The 17,158-nt window shown below is 69.5% G+C and carries 21 protein-coding genes; 4 read left to right on the top strand and 17 right to left on the bottom strand.

Annotation, left to right across the window (positions count from 1 at the left end; translation table 11 throughout):
* The first annotated feature begins 8 nt into the window (after positions 1 to 8).
* Together OTB20_RS25275 and OTB20_RS25270 are read left to right on the top strand one after the other, a co-directional pair.
* Positions 9 to 1,709 carry a GMC family oxidoreductase gene (locus OTB20_RS25275; RefSeq protein ID WP_267759038.1) on the top strand — a complete coding sequence of 567 codons (1,701 nt, stop codon included), beginning with the start codon at positions 9 to 11 and terminating at the stop codon, positions 1,707 to 1,709.
* A gap of 149 nt (positions 1,710 to 1,858) precedes the next feature.
* Complete coding sequence (locus OTB20_RS25270) at positions 1,859 to 2,515, top strand: histidine phosphatase family protein (protein ID WP_267759040.1); 657 nt, start codon at positions 1,859 to 1,861, stop codon at positions 2,513 to 2,515.
* A 49-nt stretch (positions 2,516 to 2,564) separates the two neighbouring features.
* Here the strand turns inward: OTB20_RS25270 and OTB20_RS25265 are convergent, their stop codons facing one another.
* Positions 2,565 to 2,867 (bottom strand): hypothetical protein, encoded by a 303-nt coding sequence (locus tag OTB20_RS25265; RefSeq protein WP_267759042.1) that lies wholly within the window; start codon positions 2,865 to 2,867, stop codon positions 2,565 to 2,567.
* A 246-nt stretch (positions 2,868 to 3,113) separates the two neighbouring features.
* Here OTB20_RS25265 and OTB20_RS25260 point away from each other — a divergent pair, with 246 nt between their 5' ends.
* Together OTB20_RS25260 and OTB20_RS25255 are read left to right on the top strand one after the other, a co-directional pair.
* Positions 3,114 to 3,665: a hypothetical protein gene (locus OTB20_RS25260; protein ID WP_267759044.1), complete on the top strand. Its 552-nt coding sequence runs from the start codon at positions 3,114 to 3,116 to the stop codon at positions 3,663 to 3,665.
* A gap of 955 nt (positions 3,666 to 4,620) precedes the next feature.
* Complete coding sequence (locus OTB20_RS25255) at positions 4,621 to 5,535, top strand: hypothetical protein (RefSeq protein WP_267759046.1); 915 nt, start codon at positions 4,621 to 4,623, stop codon at positions 5,533 to 5,535.
* 7 nt (positions 5,536 to 5,542) lie between these two features.
* Here the strand turns inward: OTB20_RS25255 and OTB20_RS25250 are convergent, their stop codons facing one another.
* The 16 genes from OTB20_RS25250 to OTB20_RS25175 form a co-directional block, all read right to left on the bottom strand.
* The gene (locus OTB20_RS25250) at positions 5,543 to 7,516 is read right to left on the bottom strand and encodes an ABC transporter ATP-binding protein (RefSeq protein WP_267759048.1); all 1,974 of its coding nucleotides are present in this window, start codon (positions 7,514 to 7,516) and stop codon (positions 5,543 to 5,545) included.
* Positions 7,517 to 7,572: 56 nt separating this feature from the next.
* Complete coding sequence (locus OTB20_RS25245) at positions 7,573 to 8,295, bottom strand: lasso peptide biosynthesis B2 protein (protein ID WP_267759049.1); 723 nt, start codon at positions 8,293 to 8,295, stop codon at positions 7,573 to 7,575.
* Complete coding sequence (locus OTB20_RS25240; RefSeq protein WP_267820843.1) at positions 8,292 to 10,151, bottom strand: asparagine synthase-related protein; 1,860 nt, start codon at positions 10,149 to 10,151, stop codon at positions 8,292 to 8,294. Before OTB20_RS25240 ends, OTB20_RS25245 begins: the two co-directional genes overlap by 4 nt.
* 123 nt (positions 10,152 to 10,274) lie before the next feature.
* Positions 10,275 to 10,397 (bottom strand): hypothetical protein, encoded by a 123-nt coding sequence (locus OTB20_RS25235; protein WP_267759053.1) that lies wholly within the window; start codon positions 10,395 to 10,397, stop codon positions 10,275 to 10,277.
* Between the two features lie 189 nt (positions 10,398 to 10,586).
* Positions 10,587 to 11,780 (bottom strand): M20 family metallopeptidase, encoded by a 1,194-nt coding sequence (locus OTB20_RS25230; RefSeq protein ID WP_267759055.1) that lies wholly within the window; start codon positions 11,778 to 11,780, stop codon positions 10,587 to 10,589.
* Between the two features lie 11 nt (positions 11,781 to 11,791).
* Positions 11,792 to 12,520, bottom strand: a complete 729-nt coding sequence (locus OTB20_RS25225; protein WP_267759057.1) for an XRE family transcriptional regulator — start codon at positions 12,518 to 12,520, stop codon at positions 11,792 to 11,794.
* Positions 12,521 to 12,838: 318 nt separating this feature from the next.
* Positions 12,839 to 13,564, bottom strand: a complete 726-nt coding sequence (locus tag OTB20_RS25220; RefSeq protein WP_267759059.1) for a hypothetical protein — start codon at positions 13,562 to 13,564, stop codon at positions 12,839 to 12,841.
* Positions 13,565 to 13,802: 238 nt separating this feature from the next.
* Positions 13,803 to 14,054 carry a hypothetical protein gene (locus OTB20_RS25215; protein WP_267759061.1) on the bottom strand — a complete coding sequence of 84 codons (252 nt, stop codon included), beginning with the start codon at positions 14,052 to 14,054 and terminating at the stop codon, positions 13,803 to 13,805.
* A complete protein-coding gene (locus tag OTB20_RS25210; protein WP_267759063.1) occupies positions 14,054 to 14,257 on the bottom strand; it encodes a hypothetical protein in 204 nt (67 codons plus the stop codon). Before OTB20_RS25210 ends, OTB20_RS25215 begins: the two co-directional genes overlap by 1 nt.
* 132 nt (positions 14,258 to 14,389) lie before the next feature.
* A complete protein-coding gene (locus OTB20_RS25205; RefSeq protein ID WP_267759065.1) occupies positions 14,390 to 14,710 on the bottom strand; it encodes a VRR-NUC domain-containing protein in 321 nt (106 codons plus the stop codon).
* Positions 14,707 to 14,961: a hypothetical protein gene (locus OTB20_RS25200; protein WP_267759067.1), complete on the bottom strand. Its 255-nt coding sequence runs from the start codon at positions 14,959 to 14,961 to the stop codon at positions 14,707 to 14,709. Before OTB20_RS25200 ends, OTB20_RS25205 begins: the two co-directional genes overlap by 4 nt.
* Positions 14,962 to 15,163: 202 nt before the next feature.
* Entirely contained in the window at positions 15,164 to 15,352 is a 189-nt protein-coding gene (locus OTB20_RS25195) for a hypothetical protein (protein WP_267759069.1), read from the bottom strand.
* Between the two features lie 3 nt (positions 15,353 to 15,355).
* A complete protein-coding gene (locus OTB20_RS25190) occupies positions 15,356 to 15,628 on the bottom strand; it encodes a hypothetical protein (RefSeq protein ID WP_267759070.1) in 273 nt (90 codons plus the stop codon).
* A 35-nt stretch (positions 15,629 to 15,663) separates the two neighbouring features.
* Positions 15,664 to 15,906 (bottom strand): hypothetical protein, encoded by a 243-nt coding sequence (locus OTB20_RS25185; protein ID WP_267759072.1) that lies wholly within the window; start codon positions 15,904 to 15,906, stop codon positions 15,664 to 15,666.
* 98 nt (positions 15,907 to 16,004) lie between these two features.
* Positions 16,005 to 16,868 (bottom strand): hypothetical protein, encoded by an 864-nt coding sequence (locus OTB20_RS25180; RefSeq protein WP_267759074.1) that lies wholly within the window; start codon positions 16,866 to 16,868, stop codon positions 16,005 to 16,007.
* Positions 16,868 to 17,086: a hypothetical protein gene (locus OTB20_RS25175; RefSeq protein ID WP_267759076.1), complete on the bottom strand. Its 219-nt coding sequence runs from the start codon at positions 17,084 to 17,086 to the stop codon at positions 16,868 to 16,870. The genes OTB20_RS25180 and OTB20_RS25175 overlap by 1 nt, the downstream gene beginning before the upstream one ends.
* Positions 17,087 to 17,158 lie beyond the last annotated feature (72 nt).

Below are 17,158 nucleotides of genomic sequence, written 5' to 3'. Positions count from 1 at the left end.
ACACGCAAATGGTCACCTCCTACGATGTCGTCATCGTCGGTGCCGGCGTGGCCGGGGCCCTGTGCGCCTGCCAGATCAAGACCGCCAAGCCTCAGGCGAACATCCTGCTGATCGACACCGGCAACAACGCCCTGGACGACAGCCAGCGCACCACCTTCGTCGATGCCTACCAGGTCTCGACGGCCAAGAACGTCCCCTCCCCGTACGCCGCCCTGCCCAACAACAAACTCGGCTACGCACCCTCCGCGGACGGTACCGGCGACCCCGTCGCGATGAACCGGTACTACGTGGAGAGCGGCCCGGATCTGCTCAAGAGCGGCTTCCAGCGAATGGTCGGCGGCAGCACCTGGGCCTGGCGCGGCAACAGCCCGCGATTCATGCCCCGCGACTTCCAGCTGAAGACGAACTACGGCGTCGGCGTGGACTGGCCGTTCTCCTACGCAGACCTCGAGCCGCACTACGCACGCGCCGAGGCCGAGCTGGGCGTGTCCGGCAACCGCAGCGAGTGGGACCCGGCGCTCACCCCGCGCAGTACCGACTTCCCCATGCCCGGCATCGCCGCCAGTTACGGCGACGAACTGGTCCGTACGGCGCTCGCGTCCATCGCGCCGATCGACGGCACGCCCGTGACCGTGCTCACCACGCCACAGGCCCGCAACTCGCAGCCGTATCAGGGCCGCCAAGCCTGTCAGGGCAACTCCAGCTGTATCCCCGTCTGCCCGTCCGGCGCGAAGTACGACGCCTCCGTCCACGTACGCCGGGCCCGCGATCAACTCGGTGTGGAAGTCCGCACCGGCTGTACGGTCACCCGCCTCATCACCAACCCGGGCACCGCCGCCCCCACCGTGGTCTTCCGCGACTGGACCACCCCCGACAGAGCCGAACAGCAGGTCACCGGCACACACGTGGTGCTGGCCCTGAACGCCATCGAGACCCCCAAACTGTGGCTGCTGTCCGCGCTCGACAACCGCAGCGACCAGGTCGGCCGAAACCTCATGGACCACCTCGCCGAAGAAGTCGTCGGCCTCTTCGGCCAGCCGGTCTTCCCCTTCCGCGGCCCCCAGTCCACCCTCAGCATCGAGACGTTCCGAGACGGCAACTTCCGCCGCAACACCGGCGCGTTCCGCATGACCATCGGCAACGACGGCTGGGGCCGCACCGAAACCCCCGCCGCCGCCCTCGACAAACTCATGTGGGATCCAGCCGCCAAAAAGATCAAACTCATCGGCCAGGAGTTGCAGGACAGGCTCGCGGAGCGGGTCACCCGCATGCTGCGTTTCGGCTACTCCACTGAACAACTACCCGACCCTGCCAACCGGGTCACCCTCTCCGACGAGAGGGACGGACTCGACACCCCCCGCCCCAAGATCACCTACAAGGTCGACGACTACTCCAAGCGGGCCCTCGCCTACGGCCACTCCGTCGCCCGCCGCATCTGGCAGCACCTGGAAAACACCGCCGGAGCCACCGAGATCGACCCCGTACAGCCACTGCTGAAGTTCAACGGCGCGGGCCACCTCATGGGCACCATGCGCATGGGCACCGACCGGACCACCTCTGTGGTCAACGCCGACGGACTCTCCCACGCCCACCCGAACCTGTGGGTGGTCGGCTCCTCCGTCTTCCCCACCGGCAGCACCGCCAACCCCACCCTGACCCTGGCAGCCCTCACCCTGCGCACTGCCGACAAGCTGGCCGCCACCCTGTAAAGACCCACCATGCCGGCGGCGGCCTGCCCGCCGCCGACATGACCACGCGCGGCTCACCATGGTCAGCCCGACCAGGTATCACGGGCGTAACCACCACGGCACGCCGGGTCCGTCCAGGGAGGGTTGCACCCCCGAACGGAGGCAAGCCCGTGACCATCACGACGAGGCTCGTGCTCACCCGGCACGGAGAAGCCCACTGCAACGTCAACGGACGGGTCGGCGGCGAGAAGACCTGTACCGGACTGACCGACCGCGGCCGCCGGCAGGTCGAACGCCTTGCCGCCCGCCTCGCCGCAGAACACCGCACCGGACCCGCCTTCGATGTCCTGTACGCCGGCCCACGACTCAGACTCCAGGAAAGCGGCCAGATCCTCGCCACAGCACTCGGCCTGCCGCTCATCACCGACCCCGGACTCGACGGCCCCCGCCACGGACAGGCCGACGGACGCCTCTGGCGCGACATCGAAGCCGACTTCCGTGGCCACCCATCCGCCCACCCCGACCTGCCCTACGCACAAGGCTCCGACACCTGGAACGGCTACCTGCTCCGCGCCGGCCTGGACCTCTCAGCCCTCCTGCAGCGACACCACGGCCAGAACATCCTGATCGCCGGCCACGGCGAAACCGTCCACGCCGCCTGCCACCTGCTCCTCGAACTCACCCCCCACTCCAGCTCCCGCGTGGCCTTCGGCACCGACCATGCCTGCCTCACCCGCCTCGAACTCCAGCGCGACCCTTACGACCGGCTTATCTGGAACCTCACCGCCCTCAACGACACCGCCCACCTCAAAGACCCAACATCGTGATCCGTGGGCCCGCCCCGATCGGCCAGTTACGGCATCCGCAGTCGATGGATCAGCCACCACCGAGCGGGATGGCATCGAGGTGTTCCCAGGTGACGGCCTTGGCCTTGCTGTCGACCGTTACGTCGACCAGGTGCACGGCGTCGATGCGAAGCGGCGCGTGGCTCGGCCGTACGCGGCGTAGGAGTCGCTGGGCATCATCGGAGGACGCTTCGCCGGTGACGTAGGAGATCGTCAGGTGCTGGACGCCCCAGGGATAGCGGACTGCTCCCTCGCCCCGGGTGGCGCGAATGGTCTCCCGGCCCTGGTGGTGGAGCGCGGCCAACTGCTCGTCGGGATGGCAGTCCGCGATCAAACCCGAGTGGTAGGACAGCATCGCTGGGGAGGACCGCTGTATAGATCGAGGCGGGGATCAGCACTGCGGCGAGTGAATGATCAGGCAGGAGTTGTCCTGTCGCAGTACGTCTGGCAGAGAGTGGGCTGCTGACCTGCCGGGTTGCCGTGTCGTTTGAGAACGCCACGCTTCGATGTTCTCAAACGACACGGCCTTCACGGAAGCCCGGTCCCGCAGACAACGTAGGGAATTTTGACCGGTATACCCATGGCCAGCGTGCTGCACAGCAACATCGAGGCTGGGGCTAACGCCTTAGCCATTCCGCGCTACTGCTATCCGTCTTATCGTCATGCCATGTCGTGGCTACCCCTCTTCGGGACCGTTATCGGAGCAGCTATCGCGCTCAGCTCTGCCCTCCTCGTTGAACGCCGCCGCGAGCGCAGGCAGGACCGTATCGATCGCCGCGCGGCCAAGCAGGATCTGTACGCGCGCTACCTCGCGGCTCATGCCCATATGCGCGCGCAACTGCGCATCCTCGCTGCAACCTCCGGCCTGTCGGATGAGGAGCGCGCGAATCGGGCCCGCACGGCCTACACCGGCTGCTTTGCCCCGCGTTCCGAACTTGAAGTGCTGGCCCCTCAATCGGTGCTGTCCCCGGCGCGGGACTTGGATTCGTGCGCGCGAGTTGTGCGAGACGTCATCATCGAGGGCACGAACATCCAGGTCCAGGGCACGGAGGCCATGAGCGAGTACTTGGACTCGATGACACTCGTACGCACTGCAATGAGGGCCGACCTGGGTGTGAACGACAGCGTCTGACGACTGTCGGCTCCCAGCGCGATCTACTTTGATCGCGATCTCGGTGCTGTCCACGACCCGAACTTGCCTGATGCCTGTCGGAGATCGTCTTCGTAGCAGTGCGGCGGAAGCGGGTAGCGGGGGCCACCGCCGCTCGGAAGGCGGTCCCATGAGAATCCGCCACCGTGGATGAGAACGCCTGAGAGTCTGCCAACCGGAGTGCGACAGGACAGCAGGCGCGTCAGCCCAAGCCGCGACTCGTAGACGACATGGGCACGCATGGTGGAAGACCAATGCGTGCCCGAGTAATGCTTCTGTCTGTAACGCCACCGGAGCGTACGCCACGGCATCGAGGGCTCGAAGACATCGACGGCCGTCGCCGACCAGACCAGATCCTCGTCGATCTTCCCGTCCGTACGACGGAGGCTCATCAAGACTTCGCAGGCCACAGGCGACACACCCCACCCCCGAGCAGCAAGGACGGGAGCAGCTCCCGGTCCCGACCAGCTGAGACGTCTCCACGATCAGGCTGGGGAGGACCGCTGTATAGATCGAGACGGGGATCAGCACTGCGACGAGTGAACGATCAGACAGGAGTGCGTCTCACCGCGCTGTCCTTTGGGCCGGACAAGGGCCATCGTCAACGAGAAAGGGACAGGCGAAATGCGAACCTACAGGAGTAGGGGGCAATGAGGGTGCTCGCCTCCGCCGGCGTCGGCAGCACGTGCCAGTGAAGATCACGGCGGCCCGCCGGCCATATCGAACTCACCCGGTCGAAGAAGCTTTCCAATTGGTCCCCCTGGCCCGGTCTGCGACGACGCACCGTCGGGAGACGCGGCTCGTAAGTGCCACGCCTCGCCCTCACTGTAGATCGACGGCCGTCTCGGAGCAGGGTGTTGTCGCAGATCGGCCCCGCCCGTGGGCGGGCGCCTGAAAGACTGCGGCTCACGCCCGTCAGGATGAAAGGCCCCGCCCCGTGACCCGCTTCCCGCCGACACGCTCGCTGCGCCTGGCCGCCGGCCTTCTCCTGGCATCCACGGCACCAGATGCGTGGGCGTTCGCCGTCCGCGAGGCCGCCAGAGTCCTGGCCCCGTCCTGGACCGAGCCCGCAGCGGACCGGGAACTGCGGGCGCTGGCACTCCTGCTGTACGCACGAACATGGAACGGCCACCGAACCCCGGCGGACGTGAGCATGGACGAGCTCCGCACGGCCGTCGACGTGACCGGCATGCTCACCTCCCACGGAGACCTCGCCGAGGAGCCGGCACTGACCGCTGAGATCCAGGAGGCGGTGCGTACAGCAGGGCACGAGCCAACATTCTCGGGACTGCGGGCTCCTGCGGTCCGCGACGTCAGCCAGATCTGGATGCTGTCCCACGACCTGTGCAGCCGGTACTCGGGTGTCGACGCCATCGACGACGAGTTCGGTCCCGGGCCGTCCGCCCTGCGTCGATGCGTGCCCATCCTGGCCGAGGCCCTCGAGGGCGTGACCGAGGAAGACCGCCGCAACCTCGACCCGGTGCAGGTGACCACAGACGTACTGCGCATCGCGACGCCCAGGGTCATGCTCACCCGCCGGGGCTCCTGGATGTCCGTAGGGTGCGGCACCTATGGCTGCCGGGCCGCCGATGCGCAAGAGCCCGGCGTGCTGACCGTCGACGGACTCGTGGTCGTCTGGACCTGTTCTGAGGGCCATGAGACGCCGATGCATGATCGCGCCCAGAAGCTGGCCGCATCCCGAGTGCGCCTAGCCTTGCGGCACCTCGGACACGACCAGCTCATCCGCGGGACGCTGACGATCAACCCTCACCTGGACGTCACCGACGAGGCCTTCGCCGAGCACACGAAACCCGGACTCCCCAGAGCGGTGCCCTGGCCCTCGGTCTCATGAAGGCCGGTCAGGCGAGCTGATCGCTGTAAGTCCTGGCCTGCTTCTCCCACATGACGGCGTATTCGGAACCGTCCAGGGCAAGGAGCGACTCGTGTGTCCCCTCCTCAAGCACTCGCCCGGAGTCGAGGACGATGATGCGGTCCGCGTGGCGTGTTGAGCCGAGCCGGTGCGTGATCAGGATGACGGTGCGGCCGGCGGACAGGGCGCGGATCCGCTCGTACATCGCTTCCTCTGCGCGCGGGTCGAGCGCGGAGGTCGGTTCGTCGCAGACCAGGAGCGGGGCCTCGGCTCGGTAGAACGCGCGTGCGGCGGCGAGCCGCTGCCACTGACCGCCGGAGAGGTCCACCCCGCCCCACTGCGACGGTGCCAGGTTGGTGTCGAGGCCGTCGGGGAGCCGTTCGAGTACCGCGTCGGCGCTGGCCGCTACCGCTGCTGCGAGGACGGCGGCGTCGTCGCCCTTGCCCTGACCGAGGGTGATGTTGGCGCGGGCGGAGGTCTGCCACCGGGCGATGTCCTGGGGGAGCATGGCGAGACGCTGCCAGATTTGCTCTGGCTCGACGTCGACCAGGTTCGTGCCGTCCCAGGTCACGGCGCCCTGGTTGGGGGCGTACAGCCCACAGAGCACTTTGGCTAGGGTGGACTTGCCCGAGCCGTTCGCGCCCACGATCGCAAGGACTTCGCCGCGCCGTACGCTCACGGACACATCCGAGAGGGCGGGTACGGTCCGGCCGGGGTAGGTGAAGGAGACGTTCTGGGCTCGGATGATGCTGGGCTCGGCGGGGATGGTGGCCGCCGGGCGGGGGATACGGGTCCGGGTGTCGGCGTCCTTGAGGAAGCTGGCCCAGTCCTGGAGGTAGAGGCCGACCTTGTAGGTGGTGTGCATGCCGGCGACCAGGCCGCTCAGTAGGATGCGGCTGGTCTGCACGGCGATCACGGCCGTGCCGGCGGAGGCGATCGGCACGGTCCCGCCGGTGACCAGCCACGCCAGGGCGGCGTAGACCAGGAGCATCGCGCCGCCGGCGAGCGCGTCCCCGAGCAGCTGATAGCGGGCGGTGCTGCGACCGACCTGTTCGGCGTGGTCTTCAAGGCGTCGGGCGACGGCGCCGAACTCCGCGAGGAGCCAAGGACGCATCGTGCTCGCGCGGACGTCGAGCGCGGTCGCGCGGCCGGAGGTGTGGTACATCAGCGTGTGCCGCAACCGCCGGTCCGCGAGCGTGTGGCGCTCGGCGCGATGGGCGGCCCGCGCCCCGTAGATGGCCGCAGCTCCCTTGGGGAGGACGGCGAGGAGCAGCAGGGGCACGAGCGCAGGGTGAAGCGTGGCGAGGATCCCGAGAGCAGCCAGGATTCCGAGCGCGGAGGCGGTCACCGAGGCGAGGGCCTCGATCATGAGGTGGGTGTCCTTCGAGGCCCTGTTCGCGGCTTCGCTGTGATCGCACCACACCGAGTCGTCGTAGGTGGCGAGCGGGACGCGGGTTGCGGCGTCAAGGTAGCGGAGTTCGGCCATGCCGTCGACGCGGGGGCCGATGCGGGCCGTCACGCTCACCGCCATCGCGGAGGCCAGAGACCGGGCGACGGCCGCGCCGGTGATCAGCGCGAGGGACGGCAGGGCCTGCTGCAGCCGGTCGGTGGCCGCCCCGGACGCGACCAGCGGGATGAGCGCACCGCGGGTGGCGTACAGGCCGACCGCGGTCAGCACCCCGCCGACGAGCTGGAGCACGGACAGCCACAGGACGGCCCGCTGGTCGGCGGCCCAGGCCAGGCGCAGCGCGGTGGCAGCGAGGGCGGGCAGGCGTCGGAGCATGGTGGGAAGCGAGTCGGCGAGTGCGTCTTCGTGGCGCTCGGCGCTCACCTTGTACTGCGGCAGGACATCACCGGCCGCCGGAGTTCGGCTCCGGCGGCGAGCGGGCCGCGCGGGGGCGTCACTGGAGGGTGCGGGAGTGGCGTCGGCCGTGCCGCTGATGTGGGGTTGTGTGTCTGTCACGCATGGAGCAACGCGTCACCCATACGGGTGGTTGTGGTGGCGAGGGGTGGCGAATTTCAGTTCGAGCGTTCCACCTGAAGGGCGGGTGCGTACGGCCAGACGCGGTCTGCTTCGGCTTGCCCGATGACGACTCCCTCGGCCTCGATCCACGCGTGTGCACCGTGGGGTGCGAACCGTGCGCCGAGGACCCAGCGGACCCGGTGGCCGGTGAGTGCGGCGGCGAGGTAGGCGGCGAGGGACTCTTCCAAGCAGGCGGCCCGTCCGGGCCAGCCGCGGGCTGCTCTGCGAACGGCGGCGTGCGCGACGGCAGCCTCGTCGGCGGTCGCTGCCCGCCCCGGGAGCCGGGTCACGGCGCGGGCGACGGCGACAGCACAGCGCACGGGCAGGCACCGCAGCAGCACGAGCGCGAACGCTAGCCCGGCCTGACCGGCGATCTGCTGGCGCAGCGGGACGGCGCCGGGTGAGGCGAAGCGGACCGTAGGCACGGTCACGCCAGCCGTGGGCGGCTGCTCAACGCCGGTGAGCAGTCGGGCGGCCTCAAGGTCGTCGGCAACCGCGCGCAGGTCTGCGCGTACCGTGTCCGGGTCGATGCCCCGGCTCGACCAGTAGGCGGCCAGCTCCTCGATCGTCTCGGCCACCGCCGTGCCCGTGGTGGTCTTCCTCCACAGCTGGGCGCCGACCGGGTCGAGGAACCGCCACTGTCCGCGCCCGCGGCGGATGTCCATCAAGGCGACACCGGCACCAGTTCGGGCGGCGTGAACACCGCTGGCCCGCTTCACGCCGCTTCCTTGGCGGCCGGTGCCTGCTCCCAGAACAGCTCGCGCCGGATGGGGACGGCGGCCCTCCATCGCTCGATGGCGATCAGGCTGTGCAGCCCGGCCAGCGGGGCGGGTTCTCCGCGTACGGCTGCCTCAAGGGCGGCAACGGCCCGGACCGGGTCGATCAGACCGGCCTGCGCCAGAGCCGAGGACTTGATGATCGTGGTAAGGGCAGAGGAGTTGGCCCGCAGGCCGGCGTAGACGCTCTGCGTGTGCGCCGTCTTCGTGCGCCGGTTCAGGGCGTACGCGGGCATCACCGCGCTGAACGCCGCACGGGCCAGGGGCTTGAAGTCTCCGGGCCGCGACCGTTCCCAGCCGGGGACCGCGTGGCAGGCGTCGACGACGAGGCTGTCCAGGTAGGGGGCGTGGACCGGCAGGCCCCACCGCTGGCGGGCGATGTCATCGAACGTCGCGTGTTCCTCCCCCATCCGTTCCAGGGCGAGACGCTCATGGAGCACTCCTGGCCGGATGTCCGGGTCGGCACGCCGGGCCGCGTGGTCTAGCAGAGCGGCCACGGCGGACCGCCCTCCGGCGGTGAGCCATGCTGCGGCAGCCGTAGCCCCGCACCAAGCCATCGGTCCCGGCCGCAGAGCCAGCGGCGAACGGCGCTCCAATTCTTCGGCCAGCCGGGTCAAGGCCTGCGGGTACGTCGTGCGCGCGGTGCGGGCAGCCTCCGTAAGGACGGAGAGGACAGAGCGTTGCCGCGCGCGGGCGAACGCGCAGGTATCGCGGGCGCCGGCAGACCGGTGCCCACTGTGGAAGAGGTCGATGTTCGTGGTCGGGACCGCGTCCAGGACATCGTCTCCGCCGCGCCCGGTCAGGTGGGCGCGGGAGCCGTACGCGAGCGCGGGCTCCAGGTGAGCGGCCTTGATGGCCAGAACCCCCAGGCTCAGCGACGGGCTGTCGGTTAAGGGCAGCTTTGTGACGCTGTCGAGCCGGTCGAAGTGCTTCACTCCCAGCGCGGATCCGTCCACCACCGCATGCTGGATTCCCGGCAGGTCACCGGCGAGGCGCCGCGCGTACAGCAGGTCGTCCTCTGCGGCCATCTGCCGGTCGGTGTAGGTGATGGCGAGGACCGGTGCTCGATTCGACGCCACGGCGGTCACCACGCTGCTGTCGATACCCCCGGACACGTCGGTGGACGTCTTGCCGTACAGGGCCATGCGGCGCACCACCGCCGTCGCCACCCGGTCCGCCAGGGCCTCGGCGCCTTCCTCGAAGCTGAGCAGGCCGGACACGGAAGGCGTGACCGGTTCCGTGCGCGGGAGTCGGCCGGGCTCCAGCACCAGGGCCCTGCCCGGGGGGACCCTGCTGACTCCGTCGAAGTACGAATGGCGGCCGCCGAGCGGGTCGACCCGGTGGACGGTGAACGAAGTGAGGAGCCGGTCCAGGGATGGCGACGACCCCGCGTACGCCGCCAGCACCAGCGCCGAGGTCGACCACAGGACCTCGTCCCCGTCCACGATCCAGAACACGGTGACCGTCCCCGCTCGGTCACCGGTCACCCGCACCACGTCCCCGGTGCGGACCACGCTCAGGTAGGCCCCCGGCAGCCGTGCGGCGAGAGACGTGTTCCTGCGCTCCGCCGCATCCCGGGCCTCGCGCAATTCCGACGCCGTGGCCAGGCACGAGCCGATCGCGACCACCTCGGCGGTGCCGCCCAGCGCGGGACTGCTGCGGACCTCCGTCTCGCTGTAGTTCGCGTACCAGATGCGGCCCGGCCCCTCCATGGCTATCTCGCGCCGTGCGCACGGCCGCCACCTGCTGCCCGGCGCCCTGCCGCGCCCGGTGTCGTACATCCCCGCCACGAACCTCATCGCCCCGCCCTCCTGCGTCTGTGAACCGGACCCTTGCCACCGCAGCGCAAGCGCCCGGGACGACCCGTCAGGTCGGCGTCCCGGGCGCACGCTCAGCTAGTCACCCCCTGCGGGGCGGGCTGCTTACTCGAAGTACTGGGTGTCGTCCGCGTTGTTGTTGCCGGCCGAGCCGAGGGTGGCGCCGGTGACCGTGCCGAGGGTGGACACGGCCGGGGTGACGTACTCGGGGGTCTCGATGAGCTCCATTGCATCCTCCACAGAATGCTCGGGGGGTTAGGGACTGTCCGTCGGCCTGCCCGGTCTGGTCTCGCCCCGGTCGGCCCTTCGAACACTTCTATGACACCCCGGCTCAACATCCTTCATAAGAGGCGTAGTTGGGCCCTTACTGGGATGTCTCCTGGGAGGAACCTGGTATCCGGTTGGGACGTGCCGAGGTCAGGGCGCCTTCAGTAGATCGAGAACGGCCTGGTGGTAGATCGCGTAGACGCGGGGCAGTTCGGAGAGGTCCGCCCGCTCGTCGATGCCGTGCAGCCCTTCGTAGGGGAGTCCGAACCCGGCGGTGGCGGGGATGCCGTGTAGGGCCAGCAGATTCCCGATGTTCGATGGCCCGGCTGTCTTGGGCCGGACCGGCGTGCCCAGGCGGTGTGCGGCGGACATGAGGGCCGCGGCGGGCTGTTCGTCGGCCCCGAGTTGGAACGGCGGCCAGCTCGCCACGACCTCGATGTCCGTGGGCTGCGGTCCGGGAACCTCCGCGTCGAACTCGGCGACCGTCTTGCGGACCAGGTTCTCGGCATCCGCCGAGTCGAAGTCGGGGGTGGTGCGCACGTCGATGTTGATGTCGCACCGCTGCGGCACCACGGAGAAGCCCTGTCCACCGTGGAAGGAGGTCACGGACAGCTTGGGTGGCAGAGGGAACCGGGCGCCGGTCGCCGGGGCCTGCGGGAGTTGCGCCGCGTCCAGGAGTTGCACGAGGGCGGCGGCGCGGGAGATCGCGCCGACGACGGTGCGGCTGGACCCGGAGTGCCCCGACGGGGCGTGCACGGAGATCGTCGCCCGCCACAGCCCGCGTCCGCCCACCACTACCTCGTCCATGCCGGGGTAGCCGATCATCACGCCTGCGGGAATGGAGGTGTCGGGGTCCGCGAGGTAGGCCAGCGCGCCACCGAAACCTCCGGTGTGTTCATCCACGTCGAGCAGCACCGCGAGCCCGCCAGCCAGCTCGTGCGCGCGTTCGTGGACCTCCGCTGCGATGTGGCAGAACGCGGAGGCCGCCAGCTTTGAGTCGGCTGCTCCCCGGCCCCGCAGCCAGCCCTCGTGGACATCGGCGACGGTCGGCGGGAAGCTCCATGACCGGTCGTCGCCGAAGTCGGCGGTGTCGACGCAGGCGTCCAGTGTCCACCACGGTCCGGGGCGCCCACCCGCGATCTCCACCAGGAGGCCGACGAGGTGACCGTCCCCGTCGCGGAGGCGCCGGTGGGGGAGAGACCGGCGGGTCAGCCACGCCTCCAGCGTTCCGAGCACCGGACCGTAGTCATCGACTCCGCCACGGCTGGGCTGCCGGATCAGATCTTGGGCCAGCTCCACCACGGACTCCACCTGATGGGCTGCAGCTGCCACGGTCTCGTTCACGCTTCTCCCTGTCACAGCGCCCCGCCCTGCCGGTGCGGCAGCGCGCGTACAGCCGCCATCGTCTCCAACGGCCGTGCGGACGCGCACGCTTCTTTTCCATGCTGGAGAAGCCCCACGGCGGCCTCCCGGCTCAGCAGGACCCCGCAGTCGAAGCCCTCCGCCCCGTGGAAACTCGGGAGCGGCACCACCGCGGCGGTCTCCGAAGCGACGAAGAACCGTTCCATCGCCGACGAAGGCTCCACCATCCCGATGTGCAGGGTCTTCTGCCCGTTCCGGCGCTCCCCGGGATCACGTAACTCCAGCAGCCGCACCAAGTGCGCGGTCAAGGCCTCGTGCCTGGGTGGCCCGTACAGCACCCGGAAGTGCACCAGGTCCGGCTGCTGCGCCACCGCCGTCTCGATCGCCGCCAGGTAGGACTTCTCCCGGGACCGCGACCCCGTCACCACCAGCTGCTCGCGGGCTCCGGCCGCAACCTCGACCATGGCCTCCAAAAGATCGGAGTACCGGTTCAGGACGCGTACCACCACGGAGGTGCCGCTCGCCTCGAGGGCGCTCGCGTTCTCTGCGCCGTCCTGATGGGCGAAGAGGATCTCCCCCCGCTCCCGGTACAGCTGGCACAGGCCCCGCCGGTTCTTGATTCCCGTCCGCTTACGGCCGGACTCCCACGCGCTGAGCAGGCTCGCGTCCGTTGAACCGCCGGTGATGCCGTTCAGGGCATCGGACGCCTCCTCCAGCGTCATGTGCCGCGCTTGACGAGCGCGCTTGAGCCCCGAATCGGAATGTACGGAGGCGCTCATGAATCCCCCAAGGCAGAGGTGGCGGGCGGGATGGTGGACGGTGCCGGCGGTTGCGCAGGAATACAACACCGCGCAGCATCATGCGCGGTGCGGCAACAGGTAGGCAGGGCGCACACCGCATCGAGGCTGATTTCCGGCCTGCAACTGGCCTGGGGGTCCCGGGCTGGGGTCTCTGTCCGAGCTGGGACATGAGTGTGCCCCGCCGACGGGGGATGCAGCGAGGCGCAGGTGATCGTATTGGGTGAGCGGCGTAGGGAGCCGTCACAGCCTGCTTGAGCCCCTGGCTTCGGCGCCGGGAGCCGCTCCCGTTCTCTGTTCGCTGTGCGTCGGATTCAAGCGGAGCCAAGCCGCCAGCGCGGCTTGGAGGTCCGCGATCTCGCGAGGGGTGAGGTCTTCGCCGCTGGGGCCGACATGAAGACGTACGCCGTCGGCGGTGATCCTCCAGCCAACGGTGCGGCGCGCGGGTGAAGTGATGGCGGAGCCGCTGGTAAGAACTCGCAGTGCGCTGCTGGCTCGGGGAGGGAGAGGCGTCGGCACCTGTCGGGGTGGGATCGGATGCTTGGGGCGTGAGGAAATGCCGATGGCCGTGTAGAAGGCACGGACCGCCTCATCAAGGGAGCGCGGGCCGGACGGTGCAAGGCCGACGAACTCCTCCACCAGCTCCGGGTGCGGTGGTGGAGCGTCAGGCCCGTACGGATGTTCATGAAGCGGGTGCTCGGAGATCTCCAGCCGCACGCAGGCAGGCGGGATCAGCGCGCGGGTGTAGCCCTTGCTGGTGAGGTCGGCATGGATCTTCCGCAGCTTCGCGGCCTGCCGGGGTACCGGATGAGGGTCCACGGAAGGGGGTACGCCGGGTTTGGCGGGCTTTGCGGCCAATCCCATCGGGCCGTTGCAGCGGTGCAGGACGCCGGCCTCGGTCAGTACGACGGTTACCTGACGGCCCCGTTCGTCGCAGCCGAGACGGAACCCCATCACGGTTGTTGGCACGTGACCTCCCTGCGCGGTGCTGGCGACCACGCTAGCGGGATCCGAGGAGGCTTCGGAGAGAATTGCTCGACATTGCCGTGGGCGCACCGTGCTCAACGGGGGCGAGCTGCTGCGGCCCGAGGGCCTGGGGTGAGTGCCCGCCCCGGGGTTCGAACCCGGATCTCTGTGGCCTTCATCCGGGCTGAGCCGGTGACCACGCACCTCTACCGGTTGGGTCAGGCGGGCGTGAGTGCTGGGCCTAGGCGGCCGTGGCGCGTGGGCCGACGTATCGCGCCCAGACGTCGGTGCCTTGGGACCGGGCCTCGTACGCACCGGCGGGCCGGAATGAGGTGTGCCGGCCGCTGCGGATCCGGTAGGCAAGGTTCGCAGCCTGGTTGGTCGAGTCGCGCGCGTCTACGTGTGCCCACTCACCGTGGCGGTCGCGCAGTGACGCGGCGGCGGTGTCGGCGTCCGAGTTCCGGGACGGCAGGGGCTCGAAGCGGGCGTGCATCAGGGGGTGGCTCCGTTCATGTGGGATGCCTCGGCGAGGTGGCGGATGCGGGCGGCTGTGGACCACTGGCTGTCGGCGAGCTCCTCGCACAGCTGGTTGGCGAGCTCGACGATCTCGGCAAGGGCCTGCTCGACGGTGAGCGGGAGGACAAGGGCGGAGCGGGTGGGGATCGAGCCCCGGTGGGCCGCAGGGGTGTAGGGCACGGCGTTCACCATCAGCGGTTGTTGCAGCGGCAGGTGTTGGTGATGACGTTGAACCAGCTGTCGCAGGAGTTACACCAGATCGAGCCGGGGGCCGGTGCGGAGTCGGGATCGTGGGCCATGGTGTCTTCCTCGTCAGAATGTGCTGGGGAGGGTGGAGCGTGGGCCGTTGGGCGCGAGGGTGGCGACGATGAGTGCGAGGTCGCGTGGCCGCCACAGGGCGGCCTCGAAGCCGCAGGCCGCCAAGTGGGTGAGCCACTCGCGTTGAGCGGGGCGCACCTTGCCGGTGTCAGTCTTCAGCTCAACGAACAAGGTGCGGCGGGTCAGCGGGTGCCCGTACACCTCGTCGGGCCATCCTGCGTCGCTGCGCTGCGAGTTGTGCGTGTGGTAGGCGAGGGTCCAGCCGCGGAGCAGGGCCAGTTGCCTCACGTGGCGGCGGAACTGCTCCTCGGTCACTGCGTGTTCGCGGAGGGCCGGTAGGTCCAGCCCGCTATCGCTGCCTCAAGGACGGCGCAGTGCTCGGCGGCCTTCGGGTCCGGCTGCGGCGTGTAGACCAGCGCCGGCGGCCGGGGGTTCGCTCGGCGGTGCCGGTCGCGGAGGACGTCGTCGATCGAGTACCGCTCGCTGGTGAGTTCGGCGAGGGGGTGCCCGTACTGCTCCATGGCCTGTGCCTCTTCGAGGTCGTCATGGGTCGTGGTCGTAGGCATCTGTTTCTCCATGGGTGGGCCGGGACCCGCAGTGGGGGCGGGTCCCGGCCGGAGGGGGTGGCTCGTATCTGACGAGCCGGTCCGGGCGGGCTGGGCGCGGGGTGTCGCTGCCCGTCCGGAGGTGGGTGGGTATCGGGCCGTGCCTCTGGCCTGATGTGCAGGACCGTAACACGGATTTGTGTGGTGGCCTATTTCTTGCCTGTTAGTCGAGTTCAATCACGTCGTTGAGGTCGTAGAGCTGCGGCTTGCGCAAGCCGCTCCAGGTCACGGCCACCAGTCGGTCACCGGTGAATGGGTCCGTCGCGTAGCCGGAGACCTCACCGAGGATGTGGATGTGGCGGCTGGGGCCGGTGCTATTCGGGGTGACGGCGGTGCCGACTTCGTACTCCATGGTTCAGCCCTTCTGGGTTCGGGTGGTGGCAATGAGTTCCAGGCCGCGGCCCCATTCGGGGGTGACGGGCTCATTGAAGGCGCAGCCGCTGGCCTGCCCTTCCAGGTCGGTCGCGATCCAGTCGCCGGGGCCGCCGGTGGCGGGGCGCTCGAAGTGCTGGACGCCTCCGCCGTCCAGAGTGATGGCGAGGCGGCGGCCGCCGGTGGCTGTGGCGGACACGGCAAAGCCGCTGCCGGTGGTGAGGGCTTCGTGGGTGAGGGCGTCGCCGAGATTCATTGCAGATCCTTCTATGAGTGATGGCCTATTTCTGGTCAGTAGAGGGCGCCGAAGCCGTCGCAGGTCTCGCACGTGTCATCGGTGGCGGGGCTCACGCCGTCCTCACAGTCCTTGCAGTCGATGCGGCGCCCGATGCCGTGGCACTCGGCGCACTCGCGCGTCTGCTCGTGCGGCCCGTGGAGGTAGACCTCCCATCCCAGTCCGTCGCAGCTCTCGCACTCGGGCGCCTCGAAGTCGAAAGTGTCGGTACAGATGACGGGGGAGTGGGTGAGCGACATTCGGGTCTCCTCTCGCAGTGAAGGCGACCACCGCCCCCCCTTATATCTAAATTCTACTATGCATTAGGGGGGTGTCCAGCCCCTCCGAAAACGCCGCCCTACACCCGCCCGTACTCCAGCAGCGCGGCAGCGACCCCTTGAATCTGCTCATCGGTCCACTGGGACCCCGTCAAGGACAGGCGCACCGGGTCTTCGTGGTCGCCCGAGATCGTCATCCCCGACCTTCCCCGCGCGGCCACGCGCCGGCCCGAACCGTCGCCGGGCAGCGCCAGCCTGCGCCCCCTCACCTGCGTGGGCTCGTCGTCCAGTACCTCGGGCACCTGATGGCCGATCGCGTTGAGCAGCCGCTCGTCGTGCCTGCACCCACCCGGACAGACCACCAGGCAGGCGCCCTGGCCCGTCACGAGGAGCACGTGTCGTACGGACGCCCCGGCCCGAGTCCGGATCTCGACGTGCGGGGCCGGAGCCCAGCTCGTGCGGTGCATCCAGAAGCCCTCACCGATCTCATCGCGCCGAGCGCGACCAAGATCCCAGCCCTGCAGCCGGGCCAGCCGACCCCAAGTCCACGGCTGCCCGCGCTGCCGGTAGTCGGGGTCAGCAGCATCGTCGGTCATCCACAGCGATGTGGTCCGGCCTCCGGAGAACGGGGCCCCCGCCTCGTACGCCGTCTCGACGCGGACCAGGACGAGCGGCGAGTTGAAGGACACCTGTTCAGCCGCAGCCGCCAGGCCCGTCCATAGCGGGCAGCGGGCGCAGGCGTACGGCTGAGTCTGGGTGCACGGGCCGAAGCCGCCCCACCGGGCGCGTCTGGTGTCGAAGCTCTCGCGCAGCGTGGCGTACGACCGCGGCCGCAGGGCGCATTGCGGACCTCCGGCGCCCATGTGCGCGTTGAGCGACAGGCGATTCCACCCCTCGCCGTCCACGGGGCGCGACGGCGAGGGTTCGGGAAGGAACACCGGCATCAGAACAGCCCCTCCTGGCCGGGGTCCGGGGTGGCCTGCTTGGTGCGCTCCTTCTTCGGTGGCGGGGTGTCGCCGAACAGGGCTTCCGTGCCGAAGGAGTCGGCGTTGGCGTAGATGCGTTTTGGGCCGGAGCTGAAGGGGAGCACGGCTGGGGCGTTGGCGTCGAAGTCGCTGTACGGCATCGCGGTCCAGGCGGGGCCGGCGGGCGGCTGGGTCATGGGCATCTCCTGTGCGAGGGCGGAGTAGGGGGCGAGGCGGGGCGGGGCGCATGGTGCGCCCCGCCCCCGCAG

The organism is Streptomyces sp. H27-H1, from assembly GCF_026627445.1.
Classification (GTDB): domain Bacteria; phylum Actinomycetota; class Actinomycetes; order Streptomycetales; family Streptomycetaceae; genus Streptomyces.
Note: the sequence above shows the minus strand (reverse complement) of the source record. Positions and strands in the feature narration are given on the sequence as shown.